The organism is Pseudomonas oryzihabitans NBRC 102199 (assembly GCF_000730625.1).
Taxonomy (GTDB): domain Bacteria; phylum Pseudomonadota; class Gammaproteobacteria; order Pseudomonadales; family Pseudomonadaceae; genus Chryseomonas; species Chryseomonas oryzihabitans.
Window position 1 is genome coordinate 15,704 of sequence record NZ_BBIT01000014.1, and the last position, 12,273, is coordinate 27,976.

The 12,273-nt window shown below is 66.9% G+C and carries 13 protein-coding genes and 1 pseudogene; 7 read left to right on the plus strand and 7 right to left on the minus strand.

The window, feature by feature from the left end; all coding sequences use genetic code 11:
- Positions 1 to 124 precede the first annotated feature (124 nt).
- Positions 125 to 1,537 carry a sugar porter family MFS transporter gene (locus tag POR01S_RS15805; protein ID WP_042136962.1) on the minus strand — a complete coding sequence of 471 codons (1,413 nt, stop codon included), beginning with the start codon at positions 1,535 to 1,537 and terminating at the stop codon, positions 125 to 127.
- 369 nt (positions 1,538 to 1,906) lie between these two features.
- Between POR01S_RS15805 and pip the strand changes: the two genes are divergently transcribed.
- Positions 1,907 to 2,887, plus strand: a complete 981-nt coding sequence (pip, locus tag POR01S_RS15815; protein ID WP_042136967.1) for a prolyl aminopeptidase — start codon at positions 1,907 to 1,909, stop codon at positions 2,885 to 2,887.
- A gap of 5 nt (positions 2,888 to 2,892) precedes the next feature.
- Here the strand turns inward: pip and POR01S_RS15820 are convergent, their stop codons facing one another.
- A complete protein-coding gene (locus POR01S_RS15820) occupies positions 2,893 to 3,786 on the minus strand; it encodes a LysR family transcriptional regulator (RefSeq protein ID WP_081875225.1) in 894 nt (297 codons plus the stop codon).
- A 96-nt stretch (positions 3,787 to 3,882) separates the two neighbouring features.
- Between POR01S_RS15820 and POR01S_RS15825 the strand changes: the two genes are divergently transcribed.
- The 4 genes from POR01S_RS15825 to POR01S_RS15840 all read left to right on the plus strand — a co-directional run bounded on the left by POR01S_RS15825 (position 3,883) and on the right by POR01S_RS15840 (position 7,254).
- A complete protein-coding gene (locus tag POR01S_RS15825) occupies positions 3,883 to 5,052 on the plus strand; it encodes an MFS transporter (protein ID WP_027600916.1) in 1,170 nt (389 codons plus the stop codon).
- A 108-nt stretch (positions 5,053 to 5,160) separates the two neighbouring features.
- Positions 5,161 to 5,661: a GNAT family N-acetyltransferase gene (locus tag POR01S_RS15830; RefSeq protein WP_027600915.1), complete on the plus strand. Its 501-nt coding sequence runs from the start codon at positions 5,161 to 5,163 to the stop codon at positions 5,659 to 5,661.
- Between the two features lie 102 nt (positions 5,662 to 5,763).
- Complete coding sequence (locus tag POR01S_RS15835) at positions 5,764 to 6,015, plus strand: hypothetical protein (protein WP_042136971.1); 252 nt, start codon at positions 5,764 to 5,766, stop codon at positions 6,013 to 6,015.
- Positions 6,016 to 6,093: 78 nt separating this feature from the next.
- Complete coding sequence (locus tag POR01S_RS15840) at positions 6,094 to 7,254, plus strand: sensor histidine kinase (RefSeq protein ID WP_042136973.1); 1,161 nt, start codon at positions 6,094 to 6,096, stop codon at positions 7,252 to 7,254.
- 2 nt (positions 7,255 to 7,256) lie between these two features.
- Here POR01S_RS15840 and POR01S_RS15845 read toward each other — a convergent pair whose 3' ends face one another.
- The 5 genes and pseudogenes from POR01S_RS15845 to POR01S_RS15865 all read right to left on the minus strand — a co-directional run bounded on the left by POR01S_RS15845 (position 7,257) and on the right by POR01S_RS15865 (position 11,408).
- Positions 7,257 to 8,066, minus strand: coding sequence for a glucose 1-dehydrogenase (locus POR01S_RS15845; RefSeq protein ID WP_042136975.1), 810 nt, complete (start codon positions 8,064 to 8,066; stop codon positions 7,257 to 7,259).
- Positions 8,067 to 8,135: 69 nt separating this feature from the next.
- On the minus strand, positions 8,136 to 8,618 hold the full coding sequence (locus POR01S_RS15850) for a hypothetical protein (RefSeq protein ID WP_042136978.1): 483 nt from the start codon (positions 8,616 to 8,618) through the stop codon (positions 8,136 to 8,138).
- A gap of 113 nt (positions 8,619 to 8,731) precedes the next feature.
- Complete coding sequence (locus POR01S_RS15855; RefSeq protein WP_042136979.1) at positions 8,732 to 9,853, minus strand: PPE repeat-containing protein; 1,122 nt, start codon at positions 9,851 to 9,853, stop codon at positions 8,732 to 8,734.
- Positions 9,854 to 10,111: 258 nt separating this feature from the next.
- Positions 10,112 to 10,472 (minus strand): annotated as a pseudogene (locus POR01S_RS23440) (NAD(P)(+) transhydrogenase (Re/Si-specific) subunit beta); the annotation flags it as partial.
- A 63-nt stretch (positions 10,473 to 10,535) separates the two neighbouring features.
- Entirely contained in the window at positions 10,536 to 11,408 is an 873-nt protein-coding gene (locus tag POR01S_RS15865; protein WP_042136984.1) for an alpha/beta hydrolase family protein, read from the minus strand.
- Between the two features lie 73 nt (positions 11,409 to 11,481).
- Here POR01S_RS15865 and POR01S_RS15870 point away from each other — a divergent pair, with 73 nt between their 5' ends.
- Together POR01S_RS15870 and POR01S_RS23855 are read left to right on the plus strand one after the other, a co-directional pair.
- On the plus strand, positions 11,482 to 12,045 hold the full coding sequence (locus tag POR01S_RS15870) for a TetR/AcrR family transcriptional regulator (RefSeq protein WP_027600910.1): 564 nt from the start codon (positions 11,482 to 11,484) through the stop codon (positions 12,043 to 12,045).
- A 60-nt stretch (positions 12,046 to 12,105) separates the two neighbouring features.
- Positions 12,106 to 12,243 (plus strand): hypothetical protein, encoded by a 138-nt coding sequence (locus tag POR01S_RS23855; RefSeq protein ID WP_169742428.1) that lies wholly within the window; start codon positions 12,106 to 12,108, stop codon positions 12,241 to 12,243.
- Positions 12,244 to 12,273 lie beyond the last annotated feature (30 nt).

Sequence of the window (12,273 nt, forward strand, 5' to 3'; positions counted from 1 at the left end):
AATGACGGCGACATGCCTTCACTCTGCATCGGCCCGGATAAGTCCGACTTGATACGGGATGAGAAATTATTCCATCTGGTCCGTAGCAAGCCGGAAAATCGCCGATCGGTCGGCTAACGACCCGCTATAACTCTTTCTTCAGATGACGTTCGATTTCTTCCAGGGACTTGCCGCGGGTCTCCGGCAGGCAGAAATAGACGAACAACAACGAGCCCAGGTTGATGGCGGCGAAGACATAGAAGGTGTAGTTGCCGATGGCTTCCAGGGCCACCGGAAAGCTGAAAGCCACGGTGGCGTTGCACAGCCACTGCACGGCCACCGCCACCCCGGTCAGCAGGCCACGGACCTGGTTGGGAAACAGCTCGGACATCAGCAGCCAGTAGACCGGCGCGATGCACATCTGCATGAACAGCAGGAACACCAGGATGCAGGCCAGCGCCAGGTAGCTCTGGGTGAGGTCCTGCGGCAGCCACAGCAGCACGCTGCCCAGCGCCAGCTGCGCCACGACCACGATCACCAGGCCGATCAGCAGCAGGGTACGGCGTCCGGCGCGGCCGATGGCCCAGATGCCGAGCAGGGTGGCGATCACCGAGACCACGCCGTTGCCGATGGTGGCGGTCAGGGCCGCGCTGGTGCCCATGCCGGTGCTCTTGAGGATGATCGGCGTGTAGTACATGAAGGCGTTGACCCCGGTGAACTGGGCGACGAAGCCCAGGCCGATGCCCAGCAGGAGCAACTTGACCACCCAGCCCTGGCTCAGCAATTCGCGCAATGGCGGGCGATGCCTGGCCTGCTCCTCGCTCTCGCGCATTTCCTCGACCTCGCGCTGCACCTCCTCGGGGGTATCGCGCAGGCGTTCCAGCACGGCCTCGGCTTCTTCGATCCGACCCTTGGCCGCCAGCCAGCGCGGCGAGGTGGGCAAGAGAAAGGTACCGGCGAACAGCAGGATGCCCGGCACCATGGCGATGGCCAGCATGTAGCGCCAGATGCCGTTGTCGTGCACCAGCCAGGCGAGCAGGGCGCTGAGCACATAGGCCAGCAGCTGGCCGCTGACGATCATCAGTTCGTTGCGACTCACCAGGCGACCGCGGCGCTTGGGGCCGGCGATCTCGGCGATGAACACCGGCACCGTGGCCGACCCGCCGCCCACCGCCAGGCCGAGCACGAAGCGTGCGACCACCATCAGTTCCACCGAGGGCGCCACCGCGGTGCCCAGGGCGCCGACGACGAAGAGGATCGACAGCAGGCGCAGGGTGGTGCGGCGGCCATAGCGATCGGCGAGATAACCCGCCGCCAGCGAGCCGAAGGCCGCGCCGACGATCAGGGCGGCGGTGACCAGCCCCTCGGTGTAGGCATTGAGGCCAAGCCCACCCTGGTCGGGTGGCAGGGTCATGAAGGGCAGGGCGCCGGCGATGATGCCGGTGTCGTAGCCGAAGGCCAGGGCGCCCATGGTGGCGACCAGCACGGTGATGAAGATCAGCCGGCGGGCCGAAGCCTTCTGGTCGGGGTCGACGGCGGGGGAAGCGGAAGCGGACATGGCAGAGCGGGATCCTGGCAAGACACGAAGGGGGCCGGCAGCGGGCGCCCAAGGCCAGCGAAGCGAACGAATGCAACGTTTCGAGTCAGCGAAGGGGCGCCACGAGTGCAGGCGTGGGGGATTAGGGCGGGGATGCCGGCTGGAGTTCCCTAGGGCGCGCGGCAGTCCCGTTCCGACCAACGGGCCGCGCCGCAGGCGCGGCGCGAGGGGTTTTATCGAAGGGCCCGCCTTGAGCCCCGCAAGCCCACCGGCGCTTGGCGTGCAGCCCGGCACGGGTGCGGCGGGCAGCCGTTTTGCGGCGCCGCTTCGACTGGAACTCGGGCGGCCGGCGCTGGCTCAGCTACCTCGAAGCCCACCTGAGAAACGACCATGGATGCACCCTGCGCCGTCACCTACCAGCTCTTTCCGGAAATCGAGCAGCCCAACCGCAGCGGTCGGCTGCGGGTGAGCGCGTTGCACGAACTCTACTGGGAGGAATGCGGCAATCCCCGGGGCGTGCCGGTGGTCTACCTGCACGGTGGACCCGGCGAAGGGGCCGAGCCCAGCAAGAGGCGCTTCTGGGATCCGGACCACTACCGCATCGTGCTGTTCGATCAGCGCGGCGCCCTGAGATCCACCCCCCTGGCCGAAACCCGCGACAACACCACCCAGCACCTCATCGATGACCTCGAACGGTTGCGCGAGCACCTGGGTATCGAGCGCTGGCTGCTCACCGCCGGCTCCTGGGGCACCACCCTGGCGCTGGCCTATGGCGAGGCCCACCCCGAGCGCTGCCTGGGTTTCCTGCTGCGCGGCATCTTTCTCGGCACCGCCGACGAGGTGCACTGGTACCTGCACGGCATGCGGCGCTTCTTCCCCCGTGCCTACGAAGATTTCGTCAGCTGGATTCCGGAAGAGCGGCGCGATGCCGCCTTGGACGCCTACCTCGAACGTCTGCTCGGCGCAGACCCGCAGGCGCGCCTGGAGGCCGCCCGGGCCTGGGTACGTTATTCAGCCAGCTGTTCCCTGCTGCGCCACGATCCGGAAGGCGTGGAGGCTCAGGCCGCCGATGAGCAGACCACCCTGGGCATGGCCGTGCTCGACGCCTGGTACTTCAAGCATCAGCTGTTTCTCGAAGAAGACCAGTTGATCCAGGGCCTGGCGCCCATCCGCCAACTGCCCTGCTACCTGGTCCAGGGCGGTCACGACATGATCGCCACACCCAATTCTGCCTACCGGCTGCACAAGGCCTGGCCCGGCTCGGTGCTCAAGATCGTCAACGACGCCGGCCATGCGCCCACGGAGCCCGGCACCACCAGTGCCCTGATCGAAGCCACGGAGCGTTTCAAGAGTGACGGGCGCTTTGCCTGAGGGCCTCAGTGGCCCAGCCGCTCCACCAGGAAATCCACGAACACCCGTACCCGCGCCGGCATGGTCGAGCCGCCGACGAAGACCGCGTGGATGGGCTCCAGATCGCCCGGATTCCAGGCCTCCAGCAAAGGCACCAGGGCGCCGCTGCGCAGGTCCTCGGCCACGCTGAATTTCCCGATGCGGGCGATCCCGGCGCCTTCGCGGGCCAGCAGCGCCAGGGCCTCGCCGCTGTTGCACTCGATGTTGCCGCTGATCTTCAAGGCGAAGGCCTGGCCATCACGGACGAAGGGCCAGTCGGGCAGGGCGCGGCGAAAGTTGAATCTCAGGCAATTGTGCTCGAGCAGGTCTTCCGGCACCTGGGGTGTGCCGTGGCGGGCGAGATAGGCCGGCGAGGCCACCACCACCTGCCCGGTGACGCCGATGGGGCGGGCGCTCAGGGGGCTGTCGGCCAGCTGGCCGAAGCGGATCGCCACGTCGGCCTGGCCGGCGAGGATGTCCACCACCTCGTCGCCCAGCGCAAGGTCCACGACGATGTCCGGATAGCGGGCGCTGAAGGCCGCCACCAGCGGCACCATGGTCATGCGGCCATGGCCGAGGGCGGCGCTGACGCGCAGGCGCCCACGCGGTACGCCCTGGTCGGCGATGGCGTCTTCCACCTCGGCGAGGTCCGCCAGGATCCGTCGCGCCGCGCGCAGATAGGCCTCGCCCTCGACCGTGAGGGTGATGGCCCGGGTGGTGCGCAACAGCAGTCGCGTGCCGAGGCGCTGCTCGGTACGGGCGATGGAGCGACTCACCGCCGAAGGCGTCAGGCGCAGGGCTCTGGCGGCGGCGGACAGGCTGCCGGCCTCCACCACCTGGGCGAATACCGCCATCTCTCCCGAGCGACCATTCAGATCCACTTGTGACTCCAGGGCAAAGGTGCATGCCAAAACCGCCGTCTACCGGCGCTTGAGCGGGGAGCTTAGCATTCGCAGCATAGATAAGGAGCCTTTCCCATGCGTATCAATCCACCCCTGCTGGCCCTGGCCACCGGTGCCTTCGGCATCGGCGTCACCGAATTCGCGCCCATGGGCATGCTGCCGGGCATCGCCGCCGATCTTGGCGTGTCCATTCCGGCGGCGGGTCTCTTGATCAGCGCCTATGCCCTGGGCGTACTGATCGGCGCGCCCCTGATGACCCTGACCACCGGCCGCATTCCGCGCCGTCATCTGCTGATCGGCCTGATGGCCATCTTCACCCTCGGTAACCTGATGTCGGCGCTGGCGACCGACTACACCAGCCTGCTGATCGCCCGGGTGGTGACCTCGCTCAACCATGGCGCCTTCTTTGGCGTCGGCGCCCTGGTGGCGGCCAGCGTGGTCGCCCCGGACAAGCGCGCCGGGGCGGTCGCCGCCATGTTCATGGGCCTGACCCTGGCGACCATCGGCGGGGTGCCCCTGGCCACCTGGTTCGGCGAATTGCTCGGCTGGCGCCAGGCCTTCTGGGGCATCGCCGGACTCGGCCTGCTGACCATGGCCGCGCTCTGGTTCGCCCTGCCCAACGTGGCCCTGCCGCCGAGCGACGGGGTACTGGCCGAGATCCGCGTGCTGGGTCGCCCGCCGGTGCTGGCCGCCCTGGGTCTGACCGTGGTCGGCTCCGGTGCCATGTTCACCGTCTTCACCTATATCGCGCCGATCCTCGCCCGCGAGACCCATGGCTCCACGGCCTTCATTACCGCCATGCTGGTGCTGTTCGGCGTTGGCCTGACCCTGGGCAATCTCTGGGGCGGCAAGGCGGCGGACAAATCCATCGACCGCACCCTGATCGCCTCCCTGGGCGTGCTCATCGTGGTGCTGCTGGCCTTCAGCGTGCTGATGCGCTGGCCGTTGGCGGCTGCCGTGGCCATCCTCGTCTGGGGCATCGCCAGCTTCGCCCTGGTGCCGCCGCTGCAGATGCGCGTGATGGAAGCCGCCAAGGACGCCCCCAACCTGGCTTCGGCGGTCAACATCGGCGCCTTCAACCTGGGCAATGCCCTCGGTGCGGCCCTGGGCGGCGCGGTGATCGACGCCGGTCTCGGCTATCCGGCGATCTCCCTGGCCGGCGCCGGCATGGCCGCCCTGGGCCTGCTGATGACCCTGGCGCTGGCCTGGCGCGGTCGGGCCGCCGGGGCCGCGGTAGCCGGGTAGCCACGACACCTGCGGCGATCCGCTTTCCGCGAGCGTCGCAATCAGACTGGCACCACCCCTGTCGCTCTGGTCACAATCGGGTCTGACCTTTTCCAGGGAGTCTTGGCGATGGACCGGACCTGCACCACCTTCTACCTCGAAATGACGGCTTCGACCGAGTTGCGCGAGAAGCCGCCACGGCCCGACCTGCAGATCGTCGAGTGCGAGGTGCCGCAACCCGAATTCAATCGCTTTCTCTATGCCCTGGTCGGCCAGGCCTGGGACTGGAGCGATCTGAACGGCTGGAGCGACGCCCAGTGGCGCGCGCTGGTGGAGCAGGACGGGCACCGCACCTGGGTCGCCTATCACCGCGGCGCTATCGCCGGTTACTACGAGCTGTACCGCCCGGACGGCCGCAACGTCGAGATCCGCTACTTCGGCCTGGCCGGCGCCTTCATGGGCCTGGGCTTCGGCGGTCCGTTGCTGAGCCATGCACTCCGTTCCGCCTGGGAGTGGCCCGGCACCGAGCGCGTCTGGGTGCATACCTGCACCCTGGATCATCCCGCCGCGCTGGCCAACTACCAGGCGCGTGGAATGCGGATCTATCGCGAGGAAGACGCGCCCCTCTGAGGCGCTGCGCCAGCCGTTCGGTGCGTCACCCTCGACGCACTGAACGCCCGATCGTTGTTTCCAGTCCGACTATTCAGAAACGACCTTCTGTGGATAGACGGCATGCAAGCACTGAAAAGCCAGTTGGCGGCGCTGGACCCGCCCATCAAGCACGAGATCCAGTCCCAGGGTGACAACCTCCTGATCACCCTCATCGATCCCGCCCGGCCGGCGCGGGTGTCGCGCGTGCTCAACCAGACCCTGGTGCGCAACACCGCGCTGCTCTACGAGGTGATCCGCGACGCCATCAACGAATTACGCGCCATCGGCAGCCTGCCGGCCATCACCGCGGACGAGATATATCCGGACGACTAGCGACGGCGGATGGCCCGGGTCAGCGCTCGCTGACGCCGTTATCCCGGTGCCTTGCTCATGCTAGAAGGAAAGCCTTCGATGAACGATGAACAGCGGGTCCAGGCCCTTACCCAGCGGCAAAAGCTGCTGGCGGACTTTGGCGACTTCGCGCTGCGCTGCGAGGACCTGGACGAGATCCTCATGCGCGCCTGCCACCTGGTGGGCGATGCCCTCGGCACCGAGCTGTCCAAGGTGCTGGAGATCGAGCGCGGCGAGCACCAGGCGCTGGTCCGCGCCGGGGTCGGCTGGAAACCCGGGGTGGTGGGCCAGGCCAAGGTGTCCCTCGGCGAGCGCTCCTCCGAAGCCTATTCGATCAAGGTCAGCCGCCCGGTCATCACCCCGAACATCCACCAGGAAGAGCGCTTCGACCTGGCCGACTTCCTGCGCGAGCACGGCGTCCAGGCGCTGGTGAACGTGCCGATCTTCCTGCCCGGCGGCCGGCCCTATGGCCTGTTGCAGGTCGATGCGCGCGAGCCGCGGGACTTCGGCGAAGAAGACGTGGAATTCCTGCGCACCTACGCCACCATCCTCGGCCCGGTCATCGACCGCCTGCTCAAGAGCAGCGACCTCAACGACGCCCTGCAGGCCAACACCCGGCTGATGCAGGAGATGCAGCACCGCATCAAGAACCACATCGCCATCATCGCCGGCTTGGTCTGGCTGAGATCCCGCGCGGCTCAGTCCGACGAGGCCCGCCAGGAGCTGCAGGGCATCGGCGCGCGCATCGACGCCCTGCGCCTGGTCCACGAGCAGCTCTATGCGGCCAACACCGCCCAGCAACTGCGGCTGCGGCCCTTCGTCATGCAGCTGCTGGAGAATCTCTGCCACCTGCACCAGGAGCACTCCGGCCAGGTGCGGCTGCAGATCAACATCGCCGACGTCGACCTGGACCCGGACACCGCCGTGCCCCTGGGCATGATCCTCACCGAATTCGCCTCCAACAGCCTCAAGTATGCCTTCGAGGGCGAGGGCGGCCTGCTGGCGGTGGACATCGACCTCGCCGAGGACGACACCTGGCGCGTGCGCATCCAGGACGACGGCAAGGGCCTGCCATTGCAGACCTCCGCCCGCAAGCCCGGCTCGGGCACCGGCATGAAGCTGATCGAGGGCCTCGCCGGCCAGATCGGCGCCCACGCCCAATGGTCCCGCGCCGGCGAGCGCGGAACCGAGTTGCGGCTGAGCTTCAGGGTGAAGGGGTAGGGCTATTCGATCACCGCGGGCGTCACCGCCGAACCGGCCAGCAGGCCGCCATCCAGATTCAGCTCGCTGCCGGTCATGTAGGCGGCTTCATCGGACGCCAGCAGCAGCGCCACGGCCGCCACCTCCTCGGAGCGACCAAAGCGCCGCAGCGGCGTGTCCCGCACCAGCGCCGCCATGCGCGCCGCGCGATCCGGGCCGTCGCCCAGCATGGGCTCCCACATCGGCGTGAGGATGGCGGCGGGGTGGATCGAATTGCAGCGGATGGCGAGGCCCTGTTCCGCGCAATAGAGCGCCACCGTCTTGCTGTGATTGCGCACCGCCGCCTTGGACGAGGCATAGGCCGCCGCGCCGGGGATACCCACCAGCCCGGAACGCGACGAAATATTGATGATGGAGCCAGCCCCCGCCGGACGCATGGCGCGGATGCCATGCTTGCAGCCGAGAAAGACTCCATCGAGATTGGTGCGATGCACCGCCTGCCAGTCTTCGAGCCGAGCGTGTTCCGGATCCTGGGCCACCACGCCCTGCTCGAAGCCGGTGATCCCGGCGTTGTTCACCAGCACGTCGAGCCGACCGCGCTCCCCGAGGATCTGCCCGGTCACCCGCTGCCATTGACTTTCGTCACGCACATCCAGATGTAGATAGCGCGCCCGGTCGCCCAGCTCGGCCGCGACGGCGTGGCCCAGCTCGTCGTTCAGGTCGGTGACATAGACGAAGGCGCCTTCCGCCACGAAAGCCCGAGCGATAGCGGCGCCTATGCCCTGGGCCGCGCCGGTGACCAGGGCGGTCTTGCCCTTGAGTTTGGTTGCCATGCGAATACGCCCTCCAGATCGTGACAGGCATCCGAGGGTAGTCCAGCCGGTCGGGTCAGGGGGCCAGCATCACGCCTTGGCGCTCACTCCGCCAGTGCTTTCGCCGGCTTTCTTCAGGGCTTCGGTATAGGCGGCATAGGCCGTCGTCAGGGCTTGGCTGGCGGCGGCGACATTGGCCTGGGCGGCTTCGCGCGCAGCCTGGCTGGCTTCCTGCTCGGCCTGGCTGCCGCCCTTGCTCCGGGCTTCCACCGCGCGCAATTGCTTCTGCGCCAGCTCCAGTTGCCGCTTGGCCATGTCGATGGCCTTCTGCAGGGTATCCAGGGTCTTGTTGCCGGTGCTGCCCTTCTCGCTGGCAGGGGCAGCGTCGGCTTCGGCCTGGTCCTTGATCTGGTTCAGCGGATTGGGCTTGCCGATCCCCTTGGGCTTCTTGGATTGCTCGACCTTGGCTGCCTCTTCCTCGGCGGTGGGCTTGGCCGTCGTGCCACCCAGCCGGAGCGTGGGCGCGCGCAAGATACCGTGGCCGATGCCATTCACCGACAGCGTGCTGAACATCGCGGACTCCTTGAAAGGTACATCTCAAGGATAACGGCCGCGTGGGGCAAAGATTGAGCGAGAGTGGCGGCGGGGCCCTCGGCGGCTGCCGGAGGGGCCCCGCTGATGCCTGGCTACTGGCTGATGACGGCGTGGTTGGAAAAGCCGCTCTGGGTCAGGTTGATGGCATTGCCCGCGGTGCTCTGGGTGAGGTCGGCGGTGTGCTGGCTGCCGCTCTGGGCGACGGTGATGCTGGAGGCATTACCGGTCACGTAGGCCGTCACCCCAAGATTGTCGCCCTGCTGATCGACCTTCAGCTGGCCGTCGTTGCCCAGGTAATAGGCAGTGATGCCATTGGCGTCGCCGTTGGACGCCAGATCCAGCTGATTACCCTCGCCGGAGACGGTGGCAGAGGCGCCATTGCCGTTACCTGTCTGCGCCAGGGTCAGCTTGCTGCCCACGCCATAGACATTCACGTCCGCGCGGTTCAGATCGCCGCGCTGGGCGATATCGACGGTACTGGGTCGCGAGTAGCTGCTGGAGTGCCGGACCCGGGCATCGTTGCCGTTGCCCTCCTGCACCACCTTGGAATCCACCCGCTCGCCGCCTTGCTTGAGGCCGACATAGTTGTCATTGCCGCGCTGTTCGACGATGGTGGTCGAGTCCTCGCCGTTCTGACTCACCCAGGCCTCGTTGCGCAGGCCGAAGCTGGTCACCTGCAGGTCCTGGCGGTCACCGTGCTGAGCCAGGTCCAGCTTGCCGTTGAGTCCATCCTGGCGGACCGTCAGGGTGTTCTGGCCCGCGGCGTAGCTGTCCTGCTCGATGTCGATCCGGTGATAGCCGCCGTCCTGATGGACATAGGTGTCCTGCCGCAAGCCGCTCTGCCGCACCACCGTCGCGTTGCCGCTACCCGGTCCCTGATCGACCTGCACCCGGTCATAGCCGCCATCGCGCTGCTCGATATCCACCAGGCGCTGCGATCCCCAGACCTGATTGACCTCGATCGCGCTCCTGGCATTGGTCTGCACCACCCGCACGTGGTCGTCGGCATCGTTCTGCTGGGTGACCTGGGCATTGAGAAAGCTGCCGCTCTGCTGGATATCCGCCTGGTTGCGCGCCGACAAATCGCTGCCCTGGTTCAGGTTCACTACATTGAAGCCGCCGTTCTGCTGGACGTTGGCCGTATTGGACGCGGCCCAGGCGGCACCGGTGTTGGCTAGCAGTAACGCGACCATGAGGGAGCGGGAGGTTTGCATGGGGACGGTCCTTGTGAGGGGCGGGAGAGCCCGGAGCGTGAGCGTTCGATTGGGGGGTAGGGGATAGGTGAGGCGCTGAGAAATAATCTGACTGATAAGGCTGAAGGCGCAATCGGTCGAAGGAGCGATGCTGATCCTTGCGTGAACAACCTTGCGTTGAGTGCGTAAGCCTGGAGGCTTCGAAAGAGAAACGTATGTCTTATGGAGCGCCAAGGAAAATCCCTCGCGACCACTCAAGCGGTCGCGAGGGGCTCCGACTTAATCCACCGCCTTGACCGTCTCCTCGATGACCTTCTTGGCGTCGCCAAAGACCATCAGGGTATTGTCCAGGTAGAAGAGTTCGTTGCCGAGACCCACATAGCCGCTGGCCACGGATCTCTTGTTGACGATGTTCGTCTTGGCCTTGAAGGCTATCGAAGATAGGCATGCCGGCGATGGGCGACTTGGGGTCGTTGTTGGCAGCCGGGTTGACCACATCCTTGGCGCGGAGCACCAGCACCCCGTCGGCCTGGCCAAACTCGGAGGTGATGTCGTCCATCTCGAACACCTGGCCGTAGGGCATCTCGGCTTCGGCCAGCAACACGTTTATATGGCCGGGCATGCGGCCGACCACCGGGTGTTCGAAACGATGGCAAGCTTTTGGCAAAGTGACAGGTGATCGAGCCGGCGGCTCGCTTGGAATCTAGTTCGGCGCGGGCATCCGAGGCAGGGCAGCGAACCAATCCAACGCCCTATCCCACAGCGGCTGGGCGCTGGCGCGGAAATAACCCATGTGGCCAATGGCGCCGCCGTGCTGGCGGGGGTCGAGGTCTTCGCGCTGGAGGTCGACGTTGCGATAGGCCTGCATGAAGGCATCGCGCGATTGCGGGGTGGCCCAGAGATCGTCCAGGGCGTTGACCGCGACGATGGGGGTGCGCACCGCGGCGTAGCCGGCTTCGATGCCCCGCATGGCCGGGTCGTCGAAGAAGTAGTGGGGATAGCTGCACCAGTGGCGCCACTGGCGATAGACATCGCGCGGCAGGTCTTCGCCCAGGCCCAGGGCGCTCCAGGGGCAGTAGCCCTTCCACCAGGTCAGCACCGGCAGAACCAGTTTCCACATGGTCAGCACCTTGAGTCTTTCCAGCGGCGGCATGTAGCCGTACCAGCCGGCGCTGGTGCCGAAGACATAGAAGCCGGCCACCTTGGCGTGGTTGGGCAGCAGGCCGAAGGCATGGCCGCCATAGGAGTGGCCGACCAGGTAGAGGGGGACGTCGCCCCGGGCCATGCTGTCCACGGCGGCGGCGAGGTCCTGGCGCGCCCAGTCCAGCAGGTCCATGCGAAAGCCCTTGAGCGAGGCCGGCGCCGAACGGCCGATGCCACGGTAATCGAAGGTCAGGGTCTCGAAGCCACGGGCCGCGGCGTGCTGGGCGAAACGTCGATAGAAGCCCTGGGGCACGGCGGTGGCGCCGGCGACGATCAGCCGTCCCTGCAGCGGTCCCTGGGCGGGATAGCGACTGGTGCTGAGGCGATAACCGTCCGCGGTGATCAGCTCCTCAACGAGGGCGTCGCTGGGCATGGGGTGGTCCCTATGACAGTTGTTATAATGCCTGGACGGTAGATTATGACAGCTGTCATAGCAAGGAGAATGGATGACCGAGCAGTCGACGGTGCGGGAACGGGTGGTGGTGGCGGCTTCGGCCATGCTGGCGCAGCACGGCCTCAATGCCACCAGCATCCGCGAGACCATCAAGCGCGCCGAGGCGCCGCTGGGGTCCACCTATCATCACTTCCCCGGTGGCAAGCACCAGCTGGTGGTGGAGGCGGTGGAGCTGGCCGGCGCCCAGGTCAGTCGCGATCTGGAGCGCCAGCTGCAGGCCGGGGCCCTGGCGGGAATCCAGGGCTTCTTGCGACTCTGGCGCGACATCCTGCTGGACTCGGACTTTCGCGTCGGCTGCCCGGTGATGGCGGTGGCGGTGGAAGAACCGGTGGACGAGATCGCCCAGCGCGAGTTGGACGCGGCGGCGGGCATCTATCGCCGCTGGGAGGCTCGGCTGCAGGTGGCGCTGGTCGAGCATGGTCATGCGCCGGAGGCGGCAGCGGGATTGGCCACGCTGCTGGTGGCGGCGGTGCAGGGGGTGATCCCGCTGTGCCGCGCCCAGCGCAGCATCGAACCCTTCGACCGGGTCGCCGAACGTCTGGTGGCGCTAGTCTAGCGGGAACGCCGCCGGGGCCGGCGGACTCCACCAAGGGTGCCTCTACGAGCGGAGTACCCCATGAATCCCGAACCTGCGGATGATAAGCAGACCCCCCACGACTACGACGAATACGGCGACGTGCCGGATTCGGCGAATACTACCACCACCGAAGAGCGCGAGGACCTGGACGACAGCCCGTTGAGTCCGAAGCGCTAGCGGTGCCTGCCGCGTGGACAAGGCTGCGCC